Origin of the sequence: Amycolatopsis sp. M39 (genome assembly GCF_001651785.1) — a bacterium.
In the GTDB taxonomy this organism is placed as follows: domain Bacteria; phylum Actinomycetota; class Actinomycetes; order Mycobacteriales; family Pseudonocardiaceae; genus Amycolatopsis; species Amycolatopsis rubida.
Genome location: NZ_LWSF01000019.1, coordinates 124,482 through 148,011, shown reverse-complemented (window position 1 = coordinate 148,011; position 23,530 = coordinate 124,482). Strand labels below are relative to the sequence as shown.

General features: G+C 70.8%; 24 protein-coding genes. 11 read left to right on the top strand and 13 right to left on the bottom strand.

The genetic code is table 11. The features are described from left to right. Positions 1-5: 5 nt before the first annotated feature. The 4 genes from A4R44_RS31765 to A4R44_RS31750 are packed head-to-tail and all read right to left on the bottom strand — an operon-like array spanning position 6 to position 3,120. Positions 6-431, bottom strand: a complete 426-nt coding sequence (locus A4R44_RS31765) for a thioesterase family protein (protein WP_067588868.1) — start codon at positions 429-431, stop codon at positions 6-8. Next, on the bottom strand, positions 424-1,374 hold the full coding sequence (locus tag A4R44_RS31760) for a 3-hydroxyacyl-CoA dehydrogenase NAD-binding domain-containing protein (RefSeq protein ID WP_067588866.1): 951 nt from the start codon (positions 1,372-1,374) through the stop codon (positions 424-426). Before A4R44_RS31760 ends, A4R44_RS31765 begins: the two co-directional genes overlap by 8 nt. Further along, positions 1,367-2,260 (bottom strand): 3-keto-5-aminohexanoate cleavage protein, encoded by an 894-nt coding sequence (locus A4R44_RS31755; RefSeq protein WP_067588864.1) that lies wholly within the window; start codon positions 2,258-2,260, stop codon positions 1,367-1,369. Before A4R44_RS31755 ends, A4R44_RS31760 begins: the two co-directional genes overlap by 8 nt. Then, positions 2,260-3,120, bottom strand: a complete 861-nt coding sequence (locus A4R44_RS31750; RefSeq protein WP_067588862.1) for a TetR/AcrR family transcriptional regulator — start codon at positions 3,118-3,120, stop codon at positions 2,260-2,262. Before A4R44_RS31750 ends, A4R44_RS31755 begins: the two co-directional genes overlap by 1 nt. A 470-nt stretch (positions 3,121-3,590) precedes the next feature. Here A4R44_RS31750 and A4R44_RS31745 point away from each other — a divergent pair, with 470 nt between their 5' ends. From A4R44_RS31745 to A4R44_RS31720, 6 genes are all read left to right on the top strand, one after another. Continuing rightward, positions 3,591-4,472 carry an IS5 family transposase gene (locus A4R44_RS31745; protein ID WP_107648920.1) on the top strand — a complete coding sequence of 294 codons (882 nt, stop codon included), beginning with the start codon at positions 3,591-3,593 and terminating at the stop codon, positions 4,470-4,472. A gap of 145 nt (positions 4,473-4,617) precedes the next feature. Then, positions 4,618-5,940 (top strand): M20/M25/M40 family metallo-hydrolase, encoded by a 1,323-nt coding sequence (locus A4R44_RS31740; RefSeq protein WP_037805907.1) that lies wholly within the window; start codon positions 4,618-4,620, stop codon positions 5,938-5,940. Then, the gene (locus tag A4R44_RS31735) at positions 5,940-6,833 is read left to right on the top strand and encodes an alpha/beta fold hydrolase (protein WP_067588860.1); all 894 of its coding nucleotides are present in this window, start codon (positions 5,940-5,942) and stop codon (positions 6,831-6,833) included. Before A4R44_RS31740 ends, A4R44_RS31735 begins: the two co-directional genes overlap by 1 nt. A 33-nt stretch (positions 6,834-6,866) precedes the next feature. Next, positions 6,867-7,469: a helix-turn-helix domain-containing protein gene (locus tag A4R44_RS31730; protein WP_067588858.1), complete on the top strand. Its 603-nt coding sequence runs from the start codon at positions 6,867-6,869 to the stop codon at positions 7,467-7,469. Then, complete coding sequence (locus A4R44_RS31725; protein ID WP_067588856.1) at positions 7,462-8,190, top strand: hypothetical protein; 729 nt, start codon at positions 7,462-7,464, stop codon at positions 8,188-8,190. Before A4R44_RS31730 ends, A4R44_RS31725 begins: the two co-directional genes overlap by 8 nt. Before the next feature lie 111 nt (positions 8,191-8,301). After that, positions 8,302-8,946 (top strand): hypothetical protein, encoded by a 645-nt coding sequence (locus A4R44_RS31720; protein WP_067588854.1) that lies wholly within the window; start codon positions 8,302-8,304, stop codon positions 8,944-8,946. Between the two features lie 9 nt (positions 8,947-8,955). Here the strand turns inward: A4R44_RS31720 and A4R44_RS49430 are convergent, their stop codons facing one another. The 5 genes from A4R44_RS49430 to A4R44_RS31700 form a co-directional block, all read right to left on the bottom strand. Then, positions 8,956-9,114: a hypothetical protein gene (locus A4R44_RS49430; protein WP_198545515.1), complete on the bottom strand. Its 159-nt coding sequence runs from the start codon at positions 9,112-9,114 to the stop codon at positions 8,956-8,958. Beyond that, positions 9,095-9,658 carry a hypothetical protein gene (locus A4R44_RS49425; protein ID WP_198545514.1) on the bottom strand — a complete coding sequence of 188 codons (564 nt, stop codon included), beginning with the start codon at positions 9,656-9,658 and terminating at the stop codon, positions 9,095-9,097. Before A4R44_RS49425 ends, A4R44_RS49430 begins: the two co-directional genes overlap by 20 nt. Positions 9,659-9,676: 18 nt before the next feature. Further along, positions 9,677-9,901 (bottom strand): DUF5703 family protein, encoded by a 225-nt coding sequence (locus A4R44_RS31710; protein ID WP_067588850.1) that lies wholly within the window; start codon positions 9,899-9,901, stop codon positions 9,677-9,679. Then, positions 9,898-10,911 (bottom strand): YncE family protein, encoded by a 1,014-nt coding sequence (locus A4R44_RS31705; RefSeq protein ID WP_067588848.1) that lies wholly within the window; start codon positions 10,909-10,911, stop codon positions 9,898-9,900. The genes A4R44_RS31710 and A4R44_RS31705 overlap by 4 nt, the downstream gene beginning before the upstream one ends. 98 nt (positions 10,912-11,009) lie before the next feature. Then, positions 11,010-11,972 (bottom strand): aldo/keto reductase, encoded by a 963-nt coding sequence (locus A4R44_RS31700; protein ID WP_067588948.1) that lies wholly within the window; start codon positions 11,970-11,972, stop codon positions 11,010-11,012. A 245-nt stretch (positions 11,973-12,217) separates the two neighbouring features. On the opposite strand from A4R44_RS31700, the gene A4R44_RS31695 reads away from it, so the two are divergent. The 3 genes from A4R44_RS31695 to A4R44_RS31685 all read left to right on the top strand — a co-directional run bounded on the left by A4R44_RS31695 (position 12,218) and on the right by A4R44_RS31685 (position 15,937). Continuing rightward, entirely contained in the window at positions 12,218-13,060 is an 843-nt protein-coding gene (locus A4R44_RS31695) for an undecaprenyl-diphosphate phosphatase (RefSeq protein ID WP_067588846.1), read from the top strand. A 29-nt stretch (positions 13,061-13,089) separates the two neighbouring features. Beyond that, positions 13,090-13,794, top strand: coding sequence for a histidine phosphatase family protein (locus tag A4R44_RS31690; protein WP_067588844.1), 705 nt, complete (start codon positions 13,090-13,092; stop codon positions 13,792-13,794). 91 nt (positions 13,795-13,885) lie between these two features. Beyond that, positions 13,886-15,937: a M3 family metallopeptidase gene (locus A4R44_RS31685; RefSeq protein ID WP_067588842.1), complete on the top strand. Its 2,052-nt coding sequence runs from the start codon at positions 13,886-13,888 to the stop codon at positions 15,935-15,937. Positions 15,938-16,130: 193 nt separating this feature from the next. Here A4R44_RS31685 and A4R44_RS48425 read toward each other — a convergent pair whose 3' ends face one another. After that, complete coding sequence (locus tag A4R44_RS48425) at positions 16,131-16,499, bottom strand: hypothetical protein (protein WP_067588840.1); 369 nt, start codon at positions 16,497-16,499, stop codon at positions 16,131-16,133. Between the two features lie 561 nt (positions 16,500-17,060). On the opposite strand from A4R44_RS48425, the gene A4R44_RS31675 reads away from it, so the two are divergent. Together A4R44_RS31675 and A4R44_RS31670 are read left to right on the top strand one after the other, a co-directional pair. Then, a complete protein-coding gene (locus A4R44_RS31675) occupies positions 17,061-18,311 on the top strand; it encodes an MFS transporter (protein WP_198545513.1) in 1,251 nt (416 codons plus the stop codon). A 184-nt stretch (positions 18,312-18,495) separates the two neighbouring features. Continuing rightward, complete coding sequence (locus A4R44_RS31670; protein WP_067588836.1) at positions 18,496-20,232, top strand: glycosyl hydrolase family 18 protein; 1,737 nt, start codon at positions 18,496-18,498, stop codon at positions 20,230-20,232. Positions 20,233-20,315: 83 nt separating this feature from the next. Here A4R44_RS31670 and A4R44_RS31665 read toward each other — a convergent pair whose 3' ends face one another. The 3 genes from A4R44_RS31665 to A4R44_RS31650 form a co-directional block, all read right to left on the bottom strand. Next, positions 20,316-20,615, bottom strand: a complete 300-nt coding sequence (locus tag A4R44_RS31665; protein WP_067588834.1) for a hypothetical protein — start codon at positions 20,613-20,615, stop codon at positions 20,316-20,318. A gap of 758 nt (positions 20,616-21,373) precedes the next feature. Then, positions 21,374-23,008: a beta-ketoacyl reductase gene (locus A4R44_RS31655; RefSeq protein ID WP_067588830.1), complete on the bottom strand. Its 1,635-nt coding sequence runs from the start codon at positions 23,006-23,008 to the stop codon at positions 21,374-21,376. A 276-nt stretch (positions 23,009-23,284) separates the two neighbouring features. Beyond that, positions 23,285-23,530, bottom strand: a 246-nt coding sequence (locus A4R44_RS31650) for a hypothetical protein (RefSeq protein ID WP_198545512.1), incomplete at its 5' end; no start/stop codon positions are given.

Here is a 23,530-nt window from a genome sequence, read left to right as displayed (position 1 = left end):
GGGGGTCAGGCGATGGCGCGTCCCGCGTAGTCCGGGACCGGGGCGAGGTGCGTGTCGAGCGCGGTGGCGATTTCGGCGGGGAACGGCGTCGCGCGGCCCCCGGAAACGTGCAGGCACAACAGCTCTTCGGTGGCGACGAGTTCGCCGCCGACGCGCATTTCGTGGCACAGCCGCACCTTTTTCGCGCCGACTGACAGCACGGAGGTCGTCACCTCGAGTTCGGCGTCCGCGCCGACTTCGCGCAGGTACCGGACGTGCGCCTCCACTGTGTACAGCGACGCCCCGGTTCTCTCCCGGTAGCCGGGGCCGAGGCCGGCGATGTCCATCAGCGCCGTGGTCGCGTCGCCGAAGACGAGCACGTAGTAGGGCTCGGAGAGGTGGCCGTTGTAGTCGATCCACTCCGGCCGGACCCGGTCGCGGTACTCAGCCACGACGGGCCTGCCCGACCGCGCGCTGGATCGCGATGACCGCCCGGTCGCGTTCGGCGACCAGGTCGGCGATGGTCCGCCCGTCCGCCTCGTCGGCGCAGCCCGCGACCACGGCGTCGCGCAGGTCTTTGGTGAGTTCGGGTGCTTCGAGCCGGGTCCACGGCGACTTCAGCGACGGTCCGAAGTGGTCCAGCATGTGCGCCATGCCGCCCTCGCCGCCCGCCAGGTGGAAGGTCAGCATCGGGCCCTGGACCGGCCAGCGCAGGCCCGGTCCGTCGGTGATCGCGAGGTCGATCTGCTCGACGGTCGCCTCGCCGTTCGCGACCATGTGCAGGGCTTCGCGCCACAGCGCTTCCTGGAGCCGGTTCGCGATGAACCCGGGCACCTCGCGGTCCATCGTGATCACGGACTTGCCGACGCGCCGGTAGAACGCGGCGGCCCGCTCGACCGCCCACGGCGCGCTGAGCTTCCCGCCCGCGACCTCGACCAGCGGAATCAGGTACGGTGGGTTGAACGGATGCCCGACGACCAGCCGTTCCGGCGTCTTCGCGGCGACCTGCATTTCGGTCATGCCGTAGCCGGAGGTGGAGGAGGCGACCACGACGTCCGGCGCGGTGACGGCGTCGATGTCGGCGAGCAGTTTCTGTTTGAGGGGCAGGTCTTCCGGCGCGCTCTCCTGGACGAAGCCCACGCCGTCGACGGCCTCCGCGAGCGTCGCGGTGACGGTGAGCCGGTCCCGGTTCGCGCCCGGCTTGAGGCCCAATTCGGTGAGCGCGGGCCAGGCCGCGTTGACGAGCCGTTCGAGCTTCTCCGCGGCGTCTGGGGCGGGGTCCCAGGCCCGGACGTCGAAGCCCTGGGCGAGGAAGTGCGCGACCCAGCCGCCGCCGATGACGCCGGCTCCGATGCAGGCGACAGTGTCCACAGTGGTCTCAGCGGTCTCAGGCATTCACGCGCTCCTTCAGCCCCAGGATTTCCCGCGCCCGGTCCGGGCCGGCGATGTCCGCGCCGAGCTTCTGCACGATGTCCACCGCGCGTTCGACGAGCTGGCCGTTGGTGGCCTTGACACCGCGCGCCAGGTAGAGGTTGTCCTCCAGCCCGACCCGGACGTGCCCGCCCAGCAGCACCGACTGCGCGACCCACGGCATCTGCTCGCGCCCGATGGCGAACGACGCCCACTGCGCGCCTTCCGGCAGCAGGTGCACCATCGCCTGCAGCAGCCCGGGATCCGGCGGCGCGCCGTACGGGATGCCCATGCAGAGCTGGAAAAGCGGCGGCGGGTCGATCAGGCCTTCGGAGACCATCTTCGTGGCGAACCACAGGTTGCCGGTGTCGAAGATCTCCAGTTCGGGCTTCACGCCCAGTTCCTGGATGCGCTTCGCGCCGGTGCGCAGCATGTCCGGAGTGGACACATAGAGCTGGTTGCCCTCGCCGAAGTTCAGCGAACCGCAGTCGAGGGTGCAGATGTCCGGCAGCAGTTCTTCGACGTGCGGGAGCCGGTCGTGCGCGTTGACCAGGTCGGTGCCGTCGACCGGCTTGAGCGGGTCCTCGGCGTCGATGACCAGGTCGCCGCCCATGCCCGCGGTGAGGTTGACGACAACGTCCACACCGGACTCTTTGACCAGCCGCACCGCCTCGCGGTACAGCGCGACGTCCCGCGACGGCGCGCCGGTTTCGGGTTCGCGCACGTGGATGTGCACCACGGCCGCGCCGGCGTTGGCGGCCTCGACGGCGCTCTCGGCGATCTGCGCCGGGCTGACCGGGACGTGCGGGCTCCGGCGGGTGGTGTCCCCCGCGCCGGTGAGCGCGCAGGTGACGATGACCTCGTGGTTCATCAGGCTCCTTGGACGATCGAGCGGTCGATGAAGTCGTGCAGGTGCGCGCGCATCGCGCCCACCGTGCTGCCGGGACGCCCGGTCAGCACCTGGATGCCGAGGCCGTCGATCAGCGCGGTGAGCTGCGCGGTGGCGGCCTCGGGGCAGGCCAGGCGGAACACGCCCTGCTCCTGGCCGGTGCGGATGGTCATGAGAATGGTCTGGTACCAGCGGTCGTAGGAATCGGTGTAGAGCGAACGCAGCCGCGGGTCGAGCGCGACCTCGTTCCAGACCTGCAGCCACACCGACCATTCGGCGCGCAGCAGGCCCTCGGTGGGCAGCTGGAGTTCGACCAGCTTCAGCAGCCGGTCGTGCGCGCCGGGCACCGCGTGCAGCTCGGCGACCTGCCGGTCGAAAGCGAGCTTCACGTTGCGCCGCAACGCTTCGTCGAGGACTTCGGTTTTGGTGGGGAAGTGGTAGTGGATGGCGGCGGTGCTCGTGCCGCACGCTTGCGCGATGTCGGCGATGCGCACCCGGTGGTAGCCGCGTTCGGCGATGAGCTGCCAGGCGGTTTCGAGAATCCGCCGCCGGGGCTCCGAGTGGGCCAGGTCGCCGGGGTCGCTGGCGGTCCCCGCGGCGGGGGCCGGGACGGCGGTGACGGTTTTGGCGTCGTCGCTGCCGTTGAGCAGCCAGTTCACCGTGACGCCGGAGTATTCGGCCACGCGGACGAGTTCGTGCGGGGAGAAGCGGCGGGTGCCGTTGAGGGCCTTGGAGAGTTTGGTCTGGTCCAGGCCGATGGCGGCGGCGAACTCGCGTTGGGGGACGGGCATGGACTGGATCAGCTGGCGCACCCGTTCTCTCAGCTGGTCCGTTTCGTCCATGGCCGGAGACGGTAACTGCGCGTTGCGAAAATCGCAACTCCGGTGGGGGTGGATGCGTAACGATTTGAATTATCTGTTTTGTGGCAAGGAGTTGCGATCTTGGGTTGACTGGCGGATCAGTCGGATGGGGGTGCGTTTCGCAGGTGGAGTGGTTGCGTGGGGCACCCCGAAGCCCGAGTGTGCTGACGGTTCGGGGGTGCTTGTCAGGGCGGGAAAGATGCCTTGACAAGCACCTCCGAACCGCAGGGAGGCTTCGTATCGGGGTGCGCGGGAGGGGCTGGGTGCCTCGATCGTTGGGTGCGCTGGCCGCGGTCTCGCGGGTGGTGGAGCATCCGCGGCGGGCTCCATGAAGCCCCCTCACCTCCGGTGGCTGGTCGTGAGGGGGACTCTGAGAGGGTGTTGTGGAACCTGGTGGTCGGTTGGGTGTGTCGGTGGTGGTATGGGCGTGGCGATGGTGATCATCGGGTCGGGTGTGTGTCTGTTCGTGCAAGCCGGTGTATGCCTCGTCGTTGACCGATGCGCAGTGGGCGGTGATTGAACCGCTGCTGCCGAGAACCCATCCGCGTCTGGGCGGGCGTCCGCCGGTGCATTCGCGTCGGCTGGTGGTCGACACGATCAGCTATGTGCTGGCCAGCGGGTGTGCGTGGCGGTTGGTGCCGCGTGATCTCGCGCCGTGGGCCACGGCGTATCGGGTGTTCGCGGCGTGGACCGCGGACGGCACGTGGCAGCGGGTGCACGACGTGCTGCGCGGGCGTGTCCGCGAACGCGGCGGCCGCTGCCCGCAGCCCTCGGCCGCGGTGCTGGACTCGCAGTCGGTGAAAACCTGCGAGGGCGGGGAGCGGGTCGGTTACGACGCGGGGAAACGGGTGCGGGGCCGCAAGCGGCATGTGCTGGTGGACACGCTCGGGCTGGTGCTGGGCGTGGCCGTGTCGTCGGCGTCGGTGCAGGACCGGCCCGGAGCCCGGCGGCTGCTGGCCGGGATCCGGGCACGGTTTCCCCGGCTCGGCTTGGTGTGGGTGGACGGCGGCTACGTCAACTCCAAAGACGCCACCCTCGTGGACTGGGCCCGCCGACAAGAGAACGTGGAGATCGTGGCGGTGCCGCGCAACGCGGATGTGGCAGGCTTCCGGGTGCTGCCCCGCCGGTGGGTGGTGGAACGAACTTTCGGCTGGCTGACGAGGTGCAGGCGCTTGACCCGCGACTACGAACGAAAAACCGCCCACGCCGAAGCCATGATCCAGTTCGCGATGATCCGGCTCATGGCCGCACGCCTCGCCGACGAACACATCGAACCCCGCGGCCCCATCGAAACCGAAGCAGCCCGCCGCCTAACAGAAGACCACAACGACTAACCACCCCGGTTCCACAACACCCTCTGAGGGAATCAGAGTTCCTCAGGGCGGCCCTCACGGACTTCGGGGGCGGCCGCCGTGCCGGGCGGCGGGTCCACTCGCCGGGACGACGGCGTGCCGGGGCGGCGGATGATAGGAATGGCCGGTGACCCAACCGAACTTGATCGACGCCGCCGCGGACGAGGCTGTCACGCTCACCAGCGAGCTGATCCGCATCGACACCACCAACACCGGCGACCCCGAAACCCTCGTGGGCGAGCGGGTCGCGGCCGAGTACGTCGCGGAGAAGCTGACCGACGCCGGGTACGAGATCACCTACGTCGAGTCGGGCGGCAAGGACCGGCACAACGTGATCGTGCGGCTGCCGGGGGCCGACCCGAGCCGCGGGGCGTTGCTGATCCACGGCCACCTCGACGTCGTTCCCGCCGATCCGGCCGAGTGGTCCGTGCACCCGTTCTCCGGCGCGGTCCAGGACGGGTACGTGTGGGGGCGCGGCGCGGTCGACATGAAGGACATGGTCGGCATGACGCTGGCCCTGGCCCGGCACTACAAGATCAACAATATCGTGCCGCCCCGTGACCTCGTGTTCCTGTTCGTCGCCGACGAAGAGGCGGGCGGCAAGTACGGGGCGCAGTGGCTGGTGGAGAACCGGCCCGAGTTGTTCGAGGGGGTCACCGAGGCGATCAGCGAGGTCGGCGGGTTCTCGATCACATTGAAGGACAACGTCCGCGCGTACGTTATCGAGACTGCCGAGAAGGGCATCCGCTGGATGAAGCTGCGCGTGCGCGGCACGGCGGGCCACGGATCGATGATTCATCGCGACAACGCGGTCACCAAGCTGTCCGAGGCCGTGGCGAAGCTCGGGCAGCACCAGTTCCCGTTGGTGCTGACCGATTCCGTGCGCGAGTTCCTCGCGGGCGTCACCGAGATCACCGGCTGGGACTTTCCGGAGGACGACCTCGAGGGCGCGGTCGCGAAGCTGGGGAACATCTCGCGGATGATCGGCGCGACCCTGCGCGACACCGCGAACCCGACGATGCTCACCGCGGGCTACAAGTCGAACGTGATTCCTTCGGTGGCCGAAGCCGCGGTCGACTGCCGGATCCTGCCGGGCCGGCTTGAGGCGTTCGACCGCGAGCTGGACGAGCTGCTCGGGCCGGACATCGAGAAGGAGTGGATGGAGCTGCCGCCGGTCGAGACGACGTTCGACGGCGCGCTCGTCGACGCCATGACCGCCGCGGTGCTGGCCGAGGACCCGGGTGCGCGCACCCTGCCGTACATGCTCTCCGGCGGCACCGACGCGAAGTCCTTCCAGCAGCTCGGCATCCGCAACTTCGGCTTCGCGCCGTTGAAACTGCCCGCCGACCTGGACTTCTCCGGGCTCTTCCACGGCGTGGACGAGCGCGTCCCGGTCGACGCGCTGAAGTTCGGCGTCCGGGTGCTGGACCGGTTCCTCCGCTCGTCCTGATGCCCGGGTTCCGGCTCGCCGACGGCACGCCCCTGCACCTCGTGCGCGGGGGCGACCCGGCGGCGGCGGTGACCGTCGTGCTGCTGCACGGTTACGCGCTCGACCAGCGCAGCTGGGGCCGGATCGCCCCGGTGCTGCCGGACGCGGTCGAGCATCCGCTCGCGGTGCTCGGCTACGACCACCGCGGGCACGGCGAATCCGGCCGGGCCGCGCGCGGAACCGCGACGATGGGCCAGCTCGCCGACGACCTCGCCGAGGTGATCGAGCGGGCCGTCCCGCACGGCCGCGTCGTGCTCGTCGGCCACGACATGGGCGGGCTCGCGGTCATGTCGCTGACCCAGCGGCATCCGGAGCTGTTCGCCGAGCGCGCCGGCGGGCTGGTGCTGCTGTCGACCTCGTCCGGGCGGCTGGCCACCGAGGCGTCGGCGGCCTGGCCCAACGCGCTCGGGAAGCTCGCGCAGGACCTGGAAATGGTGCTGGGCGCGAAGCTCTACGGCGTGTTCCGCGAGCACACCAGCCGCGCGGTGAGCGCCGGGCTGCGCTGGTGGCTGTTCGGCGACGATCCCGGCCCGGACCTCGTCGAGCTGACCGTGAAGATGATCCGCGGCAACTGGCCGCACACCGTGGCGCAGTTCCGGCCCGCACTTGACGCCTACGCGCGGGAAGCCGCGTTGTCGCTGGCCGGCGACCTGCCGGTGACCGCGATCGTGGGGGAGCGGGACCGGATCGTCGCGCCCGCCGACGTCGAGCAGTTCGTGCGCGGGCTGGCCAGGGGGTACGCCGTGGTGCTGCCCGGCGTCGGGCACGTCGTGCCGCTGGAGGCCGCGGCGCAGGTGGTCCCGCGGATCGCCGCGGTGGTCCACGAGGTCTACCGACAAGAAAACCTGTCTTGACAAGCTGAGTCTTCAGCAGCGACGATGGGACGCATGTTTCCCGTTGCGGTGATCGAGGACGCGGCCGCGGCCGAGGTGTCGCTGGATCCGGTCCGTGCCCGGCTGCTGGCCGAACTGGCCCAGCCCGCGTCGGCGACGATGCTGGCCGCCCGCGTCGACCTGCCGAGGCAGAAGGTCAACTACCACCTGCGCGCGCTGGAAAAGCACGGGCTCGTGGAGCTGGTCGAGGAACGGCGCAAGGGCAACGTCACGGAGCGGATGATGCGGGCGACCGCGGCGTCGTACGTGATCTCGCCGTCCGCGCTCGCGGCCGTGCAGCCCGATCCGGCGCAGTCGCCGGACCGGCTGTCCGCGCGCTGGCTGCTGGCGGTCGCCGGTCGGCTGGTGCGCGACGTCGGGATCCTGATCACCGGTGCGGCGAAAGCGAAGAAACGCGTCGCCACCTTCGCGCTCGACGGCGAGGTCCGGTTCGCTTCGGCGGCCGACCGCGCGGCGTTCGCGGAGGAACTGGCGACGGCGGTGACCACGCTGGTCGGGAAGTACCACGACGAGAAAGCCGAGAACGGCCGTGCGCACCGGGTGGTGCTGGCGGTGCACCCGAGCGTGCCGATGGGGGAGGGAAACGGGCATGGGTAAGGACTTCCGGGAAATCGACGCCGCCGAGGTCCCGGTCGAGCCGGAACAAGTCTGGGCGGCGATCGCGACCGGGCCGGGCATCGACTCGTGGTTCATGGGCCGCAACGAGGTCGAAGGCGGCGTCGGCGGCGCCGTGCGCGGCGCGTTCGCGGCCTACGAACCGACGCACGCGATCACCGCCTGGGATCCGCCGAACCGGCTGGCCTACGGCGGCGAACCAGAGCCGGACGGGCGACGGATCGCGTACGAATTCCTCGTCGAGGGCCGGGAGGGCGGCAGTTCGGTCGTCCGCTGCGTCACAAGCGGATTCCTGCCCGGCGACGACTGGGCGGACGAGTTCGAGGCCATGCAGGCGGGCGGCGCGCTGTTCTTCGGCAACCTGGTGGAGTTCGTGCGGCACTTCCCGGGCCGGACGGCGAAACCGGTCACCGCGTTCGGGACGACGGCCGTCGCGGACTGGCCGGCGCTGTGGGCCGCGCTGGCGAAGGAAGTGGGCGTCGAACAGCTGACGGTGGGCGCGAAAGTCCGGCTGGCCGGGGCGGAAGGGGTGATTTACGCGGTGAACGACCAGACGGTCGGGATCCGTACCGGCGAGGGCCTTTTCTGCTTCATGCAAGGCTTCCGCGGGCCGCTGGTGGCGACGCACCACGTCGTCGCGCCGGGCGTGGACGTGGCGGCGGAGGAAGCCAAGTGGGCGGAGTGGATGGCCGCGCTCGGCTGAACGGTGTCGAAAAACGCACCGGCGGCCGGATGCGGAGGAGGTCGCCGCAGCGAACTGTCCGCTGGGTCCGGGCGTGCGCGCGGTGGACATCCGGACTGCCATGATTCCCGGATGACGGCGAGAAAGCCCATCCCGGCGACGCGTACCCCGCGGCAGGCGAGCCGCGTCGCGGTAACGCTCGGCGCCGGGGCGTGCTGGCTGGGCGTACTGGTGCTGGGCGCGGGAGCCGGGCTGGCGCTGGTGAATCCCGCTTCGGGCGGCGGACTCGCCGGCGCGGTTCTTGTCATCGCGCTCGCTTGCGCGGCGGGAGTGGTGACGTTCAGGTCCAGCGGACGGACCTGGCTGCTGGTGCTGACCGTCGTCTGCACCATTCTGTACGGGGTCGCGGTCGCGATGACCTGCGTCGGCTATGTCGCAGTGCACGGCGAGCGCTACACCGCGACCGTGGTTTCCTCCGAATGCCACCAGGCCCGCTTCGGCACCGCGTGCACCGCGCGATGCGCCCGGCCGGACGGCACTCCGTTGGACGAGGACGTGTCCGTCGACTCGAAGCTCGTTCCCGGCACTGCCGTCGATCTTGCCGAAGACCGGGCAGGCATCGTGGAGACCCGCACTGCGGCCGACGCTGGCGAACTGACGTTCGGCGCGCTTCTCGCCGCGGCTGGCGCGATCGTCCTGGCGGTGCTGTTCGGGCTGGCAGCGCGGTTGCGTATCCGGTATCCGGACCGGCCGGGCAAACACAGCAGACGCCGGTGAGCGCGAGGGTTACTCGCCCGCGTAGCTGCTGAAGGTCCAGACCTGGCTTTCGGGATCGGCGCACGAGTACTCGCGGACCCCGGCCGGGGAATCGTGCACTGGGCCGAGGATCCGCGCCCCGGCGGCCTCGGCCCGGGCCTGGTGGCGCTCAAGCGTGTCGTCCGGCACCCAGGCGCACAACGCGTGGCTGGTGCCGCGCAGCACGAGCGGGCTGTGCATGCCGTACTGGTCGGCCTCGTGCCCGCTCGAATCCGAAGGTCTCGGCGAGGAACTCGACGGCGGCTTTCGGATCGGCGTATTTGAGGTTGGGGTACACGGTTTGCGGCGGCGAAGCGTCGGCCATGCGGGTCCAGGCTACTAGGGCCACCGCTCTCGAAGGTCCGGCTGTCCACTGAGAACCCGGCGTCGCACAACGGCGCACCGGACCGGCTACAGCATTCAAAAGATGCGAGTACGCGTCGGGAACGCCGAGTTCGACGCCTATCTGACAGGAGACGCGGCCTTCGACGACCGTGTCGAAACGCCGGTGCGGCGCGTCCTCGATACCGAGCGCCGGCCGGAGGTGCGTGGGCACCATCTCCGGATACTCGCGCAGCAGCGGGTCGGCGTGGTCGCCTTCGAACTGGAAGACCGAGCCGGTCGGGTCCTCCCGGGTCGGGGCGGCGATGAGGCTGTCGAGGGCGGGCGCGACGAGACAGGCCAACTCGCGCATAACGGACAGTCGAGCGGGTCAGGTGGGCAGCCCCGTCGAGTGGTCGGCCGCGGTGCGCTTCCGCCGCAGCCACACCCTCCGCGTCCCGTCCGCGTAAAGCCGGACCGTGCGCAGTTCCCAGCCCGCGAACTCCGCGTGGATGGAGAGCTGGATCATCGCCGCGCGCCGGGACACCGCCGGGGGGAGGCGCAGGCGGCGATACTCCCAATCCCCTTCGACCACCGCCTCGTCGACTGTCGTCATGGCTGGATCACCTGGGTCCCTTCTCCGGCGGCCGAGCCGACGAACACGCGGCCGCTCTGGTCGTCGACGCCCACCGTGTCCGGCTGGCGCACGGTCGGGAATCGGTACTTCTCGACGGGCTCTCCGCCGCGGACGTCGTAGCCGACGACCTCGTTGCGGGCGGTCAGGGTGACCCACGCCAGGCTGCGCTTCGCGTCGTAGGCGAGGCCGTACGCGCCACCGGGCACCGGGTAGCGCTGGCGGAGGATCAAGGGGTTGGTCGAGAACGCGAGCAACGCGCCCGCGCGGGCGTCGGTGACCAGCACGCGGCCGTAGGAGTCGGCGACAGCGTTGGCCGCGCCGTCGCCCGCGCGCAGGCCCTCGTCCATCGTTCCGGCTCGGACGTCCACACTGAACACGGCGGTGCGCAGCCGGTCGAGGACCACGACGCCGTTGCCGGTGTCGACCACGTCGTCGGCGCTGTAGAGCTGCCCGGTGATCGTCTTCGCGACCGAGCCGTTCGCCAGCACCTCGACGGCCTTGCGGTCGCGGACCGCGACCAGCGTGTCCGGTCCGTCGGCGACCCCGGCGGCCGGTTGCCCGGCGACCTTCTCGGCGGTCACTTTCCCGCTCGGCAGCGCGACGCGGGCGAGCACGCCCTTGCCCGGGATCCCGGCGAGCGCCTGGCCCCCGGACACGCTGAGCGACTCCGCCGGGCCGGGCAGCGCGACGGTCTTCTTCGGCGCGCCGAGCGAGGCGAGATCGTAAAGCCGCAGCTCCGCGGGCTGCTTGAGGGCGACGACGAGCGTGTGGCTCTGCTGGTCGGCCGCGATCGCGGACACCGCGGGCATCGGCAGCACCTGCCCGGCGGGAGGCGCCGCGCGAGCAGGGGAGACGGCGGGTTTCGCGGCCGTCGGATTGGCCACGACCTGCAGATTGTCCTTCGGCTCCGCCGAGGACGAGCAGGCGGACAGCGCGAGCGCACCGGCCAGCGGGATCGCGATCCGCGAGACGGCGGCGAGCCGACGCACCTTGAAACCTCCAGCAAAGCTCCGGCGAGCAGGTCCCTCCAGCATCCTCCAGGATCGCCGAACCGTCACGCCCGTGTCACCGACCCGACACCTGCGGCTCACCGCGTGCCCCTCTCCGGATAGCCGAATTCGACGCCGCTGACGTCGTCCAGCGCGCTGCGGATGGCGGGCGGGAGCGTGAGGTCTTCGGCGGCGAGCGACCCGGTGAGCTGGCCGGTGTCGCGCGCGCCGACGACCGGGGCGGCGACCCCCGGCCGGTCCCGGACCCAGGCCAGCGCCACCGCGAGCGGCGAGGTGCCGAGCCCTTCGGCGGCGGTCACGACGGCCTGCACGATCCGCGCGGCCCGTTCGGTGCGGTGGTGTTCGACGTAGCCGGCGTACTCCGCGGACGCGCCGCGCGAGTCGGCGGGCGTTCCGGTGCGGTACTTCCCGGTGAGGACGCCGCGGCCGAGCGGAGCCCACGGCAGCACCCCGATCCCGTGGTGCGCCGCGGCCGGGACGACTTCGCGTTCGATGCCGCGTTCCAGCAACGAGTACTCGAACTGCCCGGACACGAGCGGCACTGTGGCGAGCGAAGCGGCGGTGGCGAGCTGCCAGCCCGCGTAGTTGGAGACGCCCACATAGCGGACCTTGCCGCTCGTCACCGCGTAGTCGAGGGCGGACAGCGTTTCCTCGATGGGCACGCAGGAGTCCCACGCGTGCAGCTGCCACAGGTCGATGTGGTCGGTGCGAAGCCGCTGCAGCGACCCTTCGAGCGCGGACAGCAGCGCGCCGCGCGAAGCGCCGCCGCCGAACGGGCCGTCGGCGCGGCGGGCGACGGTCTTGGTGGCCAGCACGACGTCCTCGCGCGGCACCAGGTCCGACAGCAGTTCGCCGAGCATCCGCTCGGCCTCGCCGCCCGCGTAAAGGTCGGCCGTGTCCACGAGCGTGCCGCCCGCGTCGACGAACGCGACCAGCTGGCTGGCCGCCTCGTCCGGATCGGTGTCGCCGCCCCACGTCATGGTGCCGAGGGCCATCCGCGATATCCGCAGTCCCGACCGGCCGAGCTGTCGCTTTTCCACGACCGCCGAGCCTAGTGGGCGCACCCGCCCGCACCCGACCAAGGTGACCCCGTGTCGGACCGGCATCCCGCTTCCGGGGCCCGAAGCCGGCGCTGCCGGCGCGGCCGAGGCACGGACCTGGCGCAAGTCCCGGGCCACCGGACCGGCGCCCTCGCGGGAGTCCCCGGAAACCACCCGATAGGTTCCCGAGTCGTGCGAATCGGACTGCGCCCCGTGCGGGCGGGCGAACCGGCGGGAGCGGCCTGATGGGATGGTTCGAGGCCCTGATCCTGGGGCTGGTGCAGGGGCTCACCGAGTTCCTGCCGATCTCCTCGAGCGCGCACGTGCGGACCGTCGCCGCGTTGTCGGGCTGGGGCGATCCGGGCGCGGCGTTCACCGCGGTGACCCAGATCGGCACCGAGCTGGCGGTGATCCTCTACTTCGGGCCGAAGATCGGCCGGATCCTGCGCGCCTGGTTCTTCTCCCTTTACCGCCCGGACTGGCGGCGCGACCCGGACGCGCGGCTGGGCTGGCTGATCATCGTCGGCTCGCTGCCGATCGTCGTGCTCGGCCTGCTGCTGCAGGACGAGATCGACCGGGCGTTCCGCGACCTGCGGATCACCGCGACGACGCTGATCGTCTTCGGCCTGATCCTGTTGTTCGCCGACCGGACCGCGAAGCAGCAACGGACGCTGGACCAGCTGAACGTGCCGCACGGCCTGGCGTACGGCTTCGCGCAGGCCCTCGCGCTGATCCCGGGCGTCTCGCGCTCGGGCGGCACGACGAGCGCCGGCCTGCTGATGGGCTACACCCGGTCGGAAGCCGCCGAGTACTCGTTCCTGCTCGCGGTGCCCGCGGTGTTCGGCTCGGGGCTGTACAAGCTGACCGACATCGGCAAGAACGGCGAGAACGCGCAATGGGGGCCGACGATCCTGGCCACGCTGGTCGCCTTCGGCGTCGGCTACCTGGTGATCGCGTGGCTGATGGCCTACATCAAGAAGCGCAGCTTCGTGCCCTTCGTGATCTACCGCGTCGTGCTCGGGGTCGTGCTGTTCGGCCTGGTCTTCGGCGGGGTGCTCGACCCGGACGCGGGACCCGCGGGCGGCTGAACCGGCGGGTCACCGGTTAGGGTGGCGTCGTGAGTACGGTCATCTTGCTCCGGCACGGGAAGTCCACGGCCAATGGCTCGGGCGTCCTCGCCGGGCGCACGCCGAAGGTCGGGCTGGACGACACCGGCCGAGCACAGGCCGACGCCCTCGTCGAGCGGTTCGCCGGGGTGCCGGTCGCCGAGCTGGTGGTGTCGCCGATGCTGCGCTGCAAGCAGACCGTCGCGCCGCTGGCCGCCGCGAAGGGCCTGGCGAAGGTCGTCGAACCTCGGCTGTCCGAAGTGGACTACGGCGAGTGGACCGGCCGGGAACTCAAGAACCTGGTGAAGGAACCGTTGTGGCGCGTCGTGCAGGCGCATCCGTCGGCGGCGGTCTTCCCCGGCGGGGAAGGGCTCGCCGAGATGCAGGCGCGCGCGGTGGCCGCGATCCGCGCGCACGACGCCCGGATCACCGCCGAACACGGCGACCACGCGGTGTGGGTCGTGTGCAGCCACGGCGACGTGCTCAAGTCGATCCTGGCCGACGCGCTGGGCCAGCATCTCGACGCGTTCCAGCGGATCGTGGTGGACCCGGCCGCGGTGTCGGTCGTGCGCTACACCGAAACGCGGCCGTTCGTGCTCCGGGTGAACGAGCACGGCGGCGACCTGGCCGGAATCGTGCCGCCTCCGCCGAAGAAACGCGGCCGCGGCAGGAAGGCTGCCAGCGACGCCGTCGTAGGCGGAAGCACGGGCCGCTGACGCTCGACAGTCCTTCCGTCGGATGCCAAACCCCGTAGGGTGGGCGGAACCACGCGGAGAACCCTGTGGAGAACCAGGAGCGCAAACCCGAATGATTTCCCCGGACAACCCGTTCGCCGTCCCCAGCGACCTGCCCTACGAGCTGCCGCCGTTCGACCGCATCGCCGACGAGCACTACCGCCCCGCCTTCGAGGCCGGGCTCGCCGAGCACGCCGCCGACGTGGAGCGGATCGCCGACGACCCGGCCGAGCCGACCTTCGAGAACACGATCGCGGCGCTCGAGCGGGCCGGCGCGCTGCTGACCCGGGTGTCGGGCACGTTCTTCAACATCTCCGGCTCGAACGCGACCGACGAGGTCCAGGAGATCCAGGCCGAGCTGGCTCCGAAGCTGGCCGCGCACGAGGACGCGATCCACCTGAACCCGCGGCTGTTCGCCCGCATCGACGCGCTGTACCGCGAGCGCGCGGAGCTGGGCTTGAACCCGGAGGAGCTTCGGCTGCTGGAGCGCCGCTACACCGATTTCAGCCGCGCGGGCGCCGGGTTGCCCGAGGAGGACCAGGCGAAGCTGCGCGCGCTGAACGAGCAGCTTTCGACGCTGCAGACCCGTTTTTCGCAGAACCTGCTGCGGGACACCAATGATCTCGCGGTCGTGCTCGACGACGCCGCGGAACTGGCCGGGCTCGGCGAGAGCGCGATCGCGGCGGCGGCGCAGACGGCGGCCGAACGCGGTCTTGCGGGCAAGTACGTGCTGACCCTGACGCTGCCGACCGCGCAGGCGGCCGTGGCCTCGCTGGAAAACCGCTCGGTGCGCGAGCGCGTCTTCACCGCTTCGGTGTCGCGAGGCAACCGCGGAAACGACTACGACAACAACGCGATCGTCCAGGAGATCACCCGGCTGCGGGCCGAGCGGGCCGCGCTGCTGGGCTACCCGAACCACGCGGCGTACGTGATCGCGGACGAGACGGCCAAGACCGTCGAGGCGGCCGGCGGGCTGCTGGAGCGGCTGGCGCCGGTGGCGGTCGCGAACGCGCGCACCGAGGCGGCGGAACTGCGGAAGCTGCTGGAGGCGGACGTGCCGGGCGCGACGCTGCAGCCGTGGGACTGGGCGTTCTACGCGTCGAAGGTGGAGCGCGAGCGGTTCCAGCTGGACACCGCGGCGCTGCGGCCGTACTTCGAGCTGGACCGAGTGCTGCACGACGGCGTGTTCGTGGCCGCGAACCGGTTGTACGGCTTGACTTTCACCGAGCGGAACGACCTGCCGAAGTATCACCCGCAGGTGCGGATCTTCGAGGTCTTCGACGCCGACGGGAGCGGGCTCGGCCTGTTCCTGATGGACTACTACACCCGCGACTCCAAGCGCGGCGGCGCGTGGATGAACAACTTCGTGGACCAGTCGCGGCTGCTCGGGCGGCGCACGGTCGTGGTCAACGTGCTGAACGTGACCAAGCCGCGCGAGGGGGAGCCGACGCTGCTCTCGCTCGACGAGGTGCGCACCGCGTTCCACGAGTTCGGGCACGCGCTGCACTCGCTGCTGTCCGGCGTCGAGTTCCCGACGTTCACCGGCACCAACGTGCCGCGCGACTTCGTCGAGTACCCCTCGCAGGTCAACGAGATGTGGATGCTGTGGCCGGAAATCCTGGCCAGCTACGCCAAGCACCACGAGACGGGGGAGCCGCTGCCCGCCGGGCAGGTCGAGCTGCTGGAGGCCGCGCAGCAGTACGGCGAAGGCTTCCGCACGACCGAGTACCTCGCCGCGGCGCTGCTCGACCTCGCCTGGCACCGCTTCGGCCCGGACGACCGGGTGGAGGACGTGCAGCGGTTCGAGGCCGAGGCGCTGGAAAAGGCGGGCGTGGCACTGGACAGCGTCCCGCCGCGCTACCGGACGACGTACTTCAACCACGTCTTCTCCGGCGGCTACAGCGCCGGGTACTACTCCTACATCTGGAGCGAGGTGCTCGACGCGGACACCGTCGAGTGGTTCACCGAGAACGGCGGCCTCAAGCGGGAGAACGGCGACCATTTCCGGTCGACCCTGCTCGGCCTCGGCGGCAGCGTCGACCCGATGGAGGCGTTCGCGACCTTCCGCGGCCGCGCGCCGGAGATCGAGCCGCTGCTGAAGCGCCGGGGACTGGCCGGGGCGTAAGCTGGGTGTATAACGACCTATACGGCGGGGCTGGAGTGACCGGCCCCGCCGGATAGGTCCGGGAAGAGCTTCAGCCGACGGCGATGCCCGGCAGCCACAGCGCCCGCGCCGAAGGGGATCGGCTTGGAGTGCCGGATCGGCCAGGTGCGCGGGCCGACTCCCACCAAGAACGCGATTCCCCCCCCCCTGGCGATCAACGCCGGAGGGCGGCGTCTGCCCGGGTGTCGGCATGCGTCGCGCCGCTCAGGGCGATCATCGTGACGACGACGGCCGTCGCGACGGTCCTGGCGATGATGCGCTGCCGCGGCGGCGGCCCAGGTTCCGGATCGACCGGCTGCCGAACAGTCCCGATCCGGGTTTCGCGCCGCGGCGAGGTCGCTTCGGCGGCCAGTTCCCGAGCTTCGGCGTCGAAGCGCTCGGCGGGGTCTTTCTCCAGTTGGAGGGTGGTCAGCTCGGTCAGGGGACGGGGGCTGGTGGAAGAGGATCGCGGCCATCGTCGCTTTCGCGGTGTCCCGGGCGAACGGGGAGACGCCTTCGACGGCGTGGTGGAGTGTCGCGCCAAGCGAGAACAGGTGACGGCGCCATTGCCGCATCACGATCCACGGCGCCCCGTCCTCGGCCACGACGTGCGGGTGGTCGCGGAGCCGGGCGNAGCCGGGCGGCGTGCCGCGCCGCCCGCTCGGCCCGCTTGAGCCGGCCGGCTCGTTCGGTCTCGCCGGACGACGGCGGCAGCCGCAGCTCCTTCACCGCGACGTCCACGGCGGGGGTTTCGTCCCGAGCCCGCCACACCCGGCCGAAACCGCCGGACCCGAGTTCGCCGATCAGGCGGTAACGGCCGCCGATCGCCGCGTCCGGTCGCCCTCGGCCATGCCCACCGTCCTTGTGCGTTCGCGGTCCTCAGTCGCGCCAGCGTAGAGAAGGCCGGCGCGGTTCCGGCGGCGAACGGCCGATTCTCCCGGCCGAACGTGCTGACCTGGGCCGAAGCGGCCCCCGGCTCGGCGGGGAACCGGCTCTTCGTCGGATCGGCGCAATCCCGGCCCTGACTGTCGGTGGATCCGACGAAGCCGCGGAGGGGGTGCGTGACCGCACAATGCGGCATCGCCGAATCAAGGAGGATCCGCCGGTGAGCATTCGCAGTTCCGCCCCGGTCGTGCGGCGGACCGAACGGACCACGTTGGCGCTGCTGGTCGGCGTCTTCATCATCGACTACATCGACCGCGTGATGATCGCGGTCGCGCTGCCGCTGATCGGAGCCGAGTTCGGGCTTTCCAAGACCATGCAGGGGCTGGTCGTTTCCGCGTTCGCGATCGCCTACCTGCTCGGGCAGATGCCCGGCGGGCTGCTCGCGGACCGCGTCGGTGCGCGGCCGCTGCTGGTGATTTCCCTGGTGGCGTGGTCGGTGTTCACCGCCGCCACCGGGTTCGCGCCGGGGCTGGTCGTGCTGCTGGTGCTGCGCGCGGCGTTCGGGTTCGCGCAGGCGTTGTTCCCGGGCGCGGCGTTCAAGGCGCTCGCCGAGCGCACGACCCAGGAAGGGCGCAGCCGCGGCGCGGGGCTGCTGCTGGCGTCCAACTCGGTCGGGGCGGGCCTCGGGCCGCTGCTGGTCGCGCCGCTGGTGGTCGCCGCGGGCTGGCGGCACACGTTCTGGATCGTCGCGGTGGCCGGGCTGATCGTCGGGCTGGCGCTGTGGCGGCTGCTGCCCGCGCCGCTGCCGCGCGAGCTGACCGAACCCGAGGCCCGCGTCGCCCCGGTGAAGGTGCCGGTCTCGCAGGTGCTGCGGAACCGGCTGGTGATCCGCTGCGCGGCGATGTTCGCCTGCTTCAACATGCTCGCCTACGGGATGATCACCTGGGTTCCGTCGTACCTGGTCGAGACCAAGGGGCTTTCGCTGGTCGCCGCGGGGGTCTCGGCGGCGATCCCGCAGCTGGTGAACGCGGCGGCGGTGCTGATCGGCGGCTGGCTGATGAGCCGGTACTTCGACCGCAGGCCGCGCTGGCTCGTGGTGCCCGCGCTCGTCGCCGCCGCCGGGGTGCTCGTCGCGATGCTGCTGTCTGATTCGGCGACCGGGTTCACCGTGCTGCAGACCGTCGCGATGTTCATCAGCGGCCTCGCCTCGATCGGCATCGTCGGCCTGCCGCTGCGGGTGCTGCCGCGCGATCTGGTCGGCGCGGGAATGGGCCTGGTCAACACCGGCGGCCAGCTCGCCGGCGTGCTCGCGCCGCTGGTGATGGGCTGGCTCGCGGACCGGTTCGGGTTCGCCGCGGCGTTCGGCTTCCTGGCGGTGTCGACGCTGGCCGCAGCGGCGATTTCGCTGACCACGCGCTCGACGACGCTCTCGCTCGGCGCACCGGCTCCGGTGAGGGAACAGGTGGGCTGACCCACCGGGGGCCGGTGGTCCGGCACCGGACCACCGGCCCCCGGTGGCGCCCGACGATCCGACCCGGCCGTTCGGCCGCATTAGTGGTCTAGACCTTGACGGGTGACTGGTCCAGTCCAATTCTGGGAAGGTTCCGGCCGTGCGCCGCCGCCGCACGGCCCCTTTTCCGGCACTGGAGCCCCGCATGCGACGAAGAAGTCACTTGTCACGATTGTCCGCTGTCCTGGCCGCCGCGGCGGCTCCGCTCGGCGTGCTGGTCGCCACCGCGGTGCCCGCGCACGCCGCGACGCCGCTGCCGAACCACGTGTTCGCGCCCTACTTCGAATCCTGGAACGGCGAGAGCCCGGCGGCGATGGCCCAGGAAGCGGGCGTCAAGCACCTGACGATGGCGTTCCTGCAGACCGCCTCCCCGGGTTCGTGCACCGTCCTCTGGAACGGCGACACCGGCATGCCGGTGTCGGACTCGACGTTCGGCGCGGACTTCCGCACCATCCGCTCGCGCGGCGGGGACGTCATCCCTTCGTTCGGCGGCTACACCGCGGACCACGACGCCACCGAGATCGCCGACAGCTGCACGAACGTCGACCAGATCGCGGCCGCGTACGAATCGCTGATCACCACCTACGACGTGCCGCGCCTGGACATGGACATCGAGGACAACTCGCTGACCAACTCCGCGGGCGTCGACCGCCGGAACAAGGCGATCAAGAAGGTCCAGGACTGGGCCGCGGCCAACGGGCGCCAGCTGCAGATCTCCTACACGCTGCCGACCACCACGAGCGGTCTCACCAGCGCGCTGGACGTGCTGCGGAACGCGGTGTCCAACGGAGCCAAGGTCGACGTGGTCAACCTGATGACCTTCGACTACTACGACAACGCCACCCACAACATGGCCCAGGACACCCAGACCGCCGCGAGCGGGCTGGTGTCGCAGCTGGCGTCGCTGTACCCGAACAAGACGCAGGAACAGCTGTGGGGGATGGTCGGCATCACCGAGATGCCGGGCATCGACGACTTCGGCGCGGCCGAAACCTTCACCACCGCCGACGCGGTCACTGTCTACAACTGGGCCGTGTCCAAGGGCATCGACATGCTGTCGTTCTGGGCGTTGCAGCGCGACAACGGCAGCTGCCCGGGCACCGGCGCACAGGACACTTGTTCCGGCATCCCGCAGGACAAGTGGTACTTCAGCCACACGTTCGCCCCGTTCACCGGCGGAACTCCGGTGCCGGGCAACGACTTCTCGGTGACCGCGAGCCCGTCCTCGGCTTCGGTCGACCCGGGCGGTTCGGCCGCCGGCAAGGTGAGCACCGCGGTGACTTCCGGTACGGCGCAGCAGGTTTCGCTTTCGGTGAGCGGTGCACCGGGCGGTGTGACCGCTTCGGTCAGTCCGGCCACGGTCAAGGCGGGGGAGAGCGCGAACCTGTCGATCACCACGACCGCGGCGACTCAGCCGGGCGTCTACCCGCTGACGATCACCGGCTCGGTCGCGGGCGGCGGCAGCCACACCGCGACGTACACGTTGACTGTCAACGGAACCAGCCCGACCGGGAGCGTCGTCAACGGCAACTTCGAGACCGGCGCGATCAGCCCGTGGAGCGGCGGGGCGATCGTCTCCTCGCCGGTGCACTCCGGCAGCCACGCACTGCAGGTGTCGCCGACGGCGTCGACTACCGGGGAAGCGACGCAGAACCTGACGCTCGCGCCGAACCACGCGTACACGCTGACCGCGTGGGTCCAGGGCGGATACGCCTACGCCGGCGTCCGCGGGGGAGCGACGGCCAGTTCGTGGACCGCCAACTCCAGCTGGACCAAGCTGACCGTCCCCTTCACGACCGGCTCGTCCGGCACGGTGACGGTGTACGTCCACGGCTGGTACGGCCAGAGCCCGATCTACGCGGACGACATCTCCGTCGGCTGATTAGTGTATAACGACCTATACAGCCGGGTGCCAGGCAAAATTTCTCGCCTGGCGCCCGGCTCGCGTTTCAAGCACAAAAAATCTCACGAGCGGGCGAGGGTCAAAATCAGGCCGCGGTACAGCCAGTACATCGGCTTCGGGGCGTAGTCGTCGGTCATGATGCCGAAGTTGTCGAACGAGCTGGGGGAGCCGGTGACGTCGTCGCGCAGGGCGAACAGCTCGTAGCTGGCCACGTTCTCCGCGGCCCGATCCTGGTTGATCGCCAGGATTTCCGTCGTCAGCGCGCGGGCCTGGCCGGCCGGCGTGCGCTGGGCGGTGTGGGTCGCCCAGCCGTTCTCCGACACGCGGATCGGCACGTCGCGGCCGAGACCCGCGATGGGCATCTCCTGGGTGCGGACGGTGTGCAGGGTCTGGTGGACGAACCCGGCCAGGTCGGGCTCCGGCGGGATGCCGGGCAGTCCGGCGTCCGGGTAGAGGTCGACGCCGACGAAGCCGGCCGAGCGGCTGAACTCGGCCCCGCCGAGCTGGGCGAGATGCTGCCAGAACTGTGTGAACGGCCGGGTGCGGGCGACCTCGTCGAAGCCGATCTGCAGCCGGCCGAATCCGTCCCGGTCGGCTGCCTTCCGGCCGGTGACGACGCCTTGNGACGCCTTGCACCAGTGCGGTGTCGCCGTTGGGCCGGGGCACCACGTTCTGTTCGAGAGTGACCGAGATAGTATCGGCGATCGGGCCGTAGCGGTGCACCGTTTTCTCCACGCAGGCCTGCCATTCCGGCGTGCTCTCGCCGGAATAGCTGAGCACCACGTCCAACCGGCGGCCCGGCGCGAGGTACCGCATTTCGTCGTCGGGGAAGGCGCTGCCGCAGCCGAGGTAGTCGCGGAGCAGGAACGGTCGGTGCCCGGATTGCAGCTGCGCCAACGCTTTCCGCACCTCGGCCGGATTGTCGGGTTTGCCGGTGGTGGAACCGCCGCCGGCGTAACCGCCCGGTTAGACGCCGAAGGTCAGCGGCATCGGCGTGGCGTCGGCGACGGCCGGGGCGAGCACGGTGAGTCCGGCGGTGAGGGCGGCTGCGGCGGCGATCCGGAGTTTCTTCACGGCACTGAGTATTGGAGTTCGCCGCGAGCGGAGCCGATGACGGATGTCATCTTCCGGCCGGGACACTCGTCAGCAGTGCGGGGAAGGGTCCCTGGGGCGGGCGAGTCCGTCCGGCGGGTGGCGCGCCGGGGCCGAGCAGCACTGGTTCTTCGCTGCCGAGGGCGGCGTCGAAGACCGCCGGATCCCATCGGCCCCAGCCGATCGAGACGGCGGGCAGTCCGCGTGCGCGCCGGTGGGCGGCGAGGGCGTCGAGGAATCGGTTGGCGGCGGCGTAGCTCGCTCCGGCTTCGCCGAAGGTTCCGGCGAGGGACGAAAAGAGCACAAAGGCTGACAGCGGCAGGTGTTTGGTCGCTTCGTGGAGGGTCCAGGCGGAGTCGGCTTTGGCGCGCAGAACCGGGTCGGGGCATTCGGGGGTCCGCGCCGCCGCGAAGGGGTCGTCGAAGACCGCGGCGCAGTGGATGACGGCGGTCAGCGGCGGGTGGCAGGACGCGATGAGGTTTTCGACCTGATCCGGGTCGGCGGCGTCGATGGCGGCGATGCGGACGTCGGCGTCGAGATCGGTCGGGAGGTGTTCGGCGGCGGGGCCGCTGCGGCTCGCCAGCACGAGGTGCCGGACACCGTGTCCGGCGACGAGATGCTCGGCCAGCAGGGTGCCGATTCGGCCGGTGCCGCCGGTGACGAGGACGGTGCCGGAGGAATCGATCGGCCGGGCGGGGGAGGCTGCGGCGGGCGCGACCCGGAAGGCGTGCGGTACTCCGTCGCGGATGGCGAGCCGGGGTTCGGTGTTGCCGCCGACGAGGTGGAGGATGTCGGCGGCGGGGGTCGGCCGGTCGAGGTCGACCACGGTGACCTTGGCCGCCGCCGCGTTGAGCAGACCCCAGGCGGCGGCGCTCGCGAGATCGGGATCGGGTCCGGTGGCGTTGGTCGTGACGACGAGCCGGTCTTCGCGGTGTCGCAGAGCGTCCAGGGTGCGGGCAGTGCGGGAGTGGACGTCGTTGCCCGCGGGGATTTCGAGGATTTCGGCTTGGCCGGCCCGCGCTGGGACCGGGACCCAGCGCGGGCGGTAGAGCAGGGTTTCGGCGGGCAGGTCTACTCGCTGGGCTCCGCTCCCGGCGAAGACCTCGTGCCAGGCGACGGGGATGCCTGCGGTGTGCAGCCGGGCGAGTTCGGCGAGCAGGTCGCGGACCGACGGCGGGGTGAGATCCAGGACGAGGCTGGTGTCGTCCCAGGGTTTGGTCACGCGGGCGACGGCTTCCGGGCGGAGGCCCCAGGATTCCAGCAGGCAGCACAATGCGGCTTGGAAAGCGAAGAGCCAGTCCTGATAGTCGCCCAACATCGTGTCGAAGGTGTCGGAGAAGAGCGGAAACTGTTGCGAGAACTCGGTTTCTCGGCCCGGAGATGGTGTGCTGCCGCGGGAGACGAAGGTCAACCGGGGACGCTCCGGCACAGGCTGTCCGGGCGTCTCGCCGCTGGCGACCGCTGCGAGGGCGGTTCGGTCGCCGGCCGGGACGAGGACGCGGAGCGCGAGCGGGGCCCGGGTGGCGAGAGAGTAAGCGAGATCGACGTCGGACGCCGTGCTGTCGAGGAGGCCCGCGGCGAGGGCGCGCAGGGCAACGCCGTCGCTCGCGCTGAGCAGCCAGGGCGGCGTGGGGAAGTCCGTGCGGGCAACGGGTTCGGGCATGGGAGTCTCTTCCGGAAGGACCTGCGCGGGCCGGGGAATGCCCTCGACTGGCCGGGACGCACAGCGGAAACCGGGCCGTTGAAGAGCGCTCGCTGCGTTCCAACCTGTCGTTGGCTGTCGGGAATCAGGATTGCGCCGGAATCAGCTGCGATTTCCGCGGCAGCCATGCGCGCGGCGACACCGGATCCGGTTCGCGCGGGGCTCGCGGTCCGCCCGGAGAACGGCGGCCGGACCGCGTCGGCTCTGTGTCCTGGCACTCCTCGACATATACCGCGCTCAGGCCGGGCCGGGCGGCAGATTTCCCCTTTGGTCCCCGTTCCGTGCACGCGGTGCCTCCGCCGCTGCTCGGCGGGCAACGATTTCCGCGACCTTCGCGCACGTTTCGTCCGGGTCGAGGTGTTCGGTGTCCAGCACTGTGCACTGTGGACGGAGCGGAAGGTACTCCGCGACGTGGTCGTGGATCCGGTCGAGCACGACCGGACCGCCCCATTCGGCCATCGCGTCGGTCGCCGCGTGGTCGCC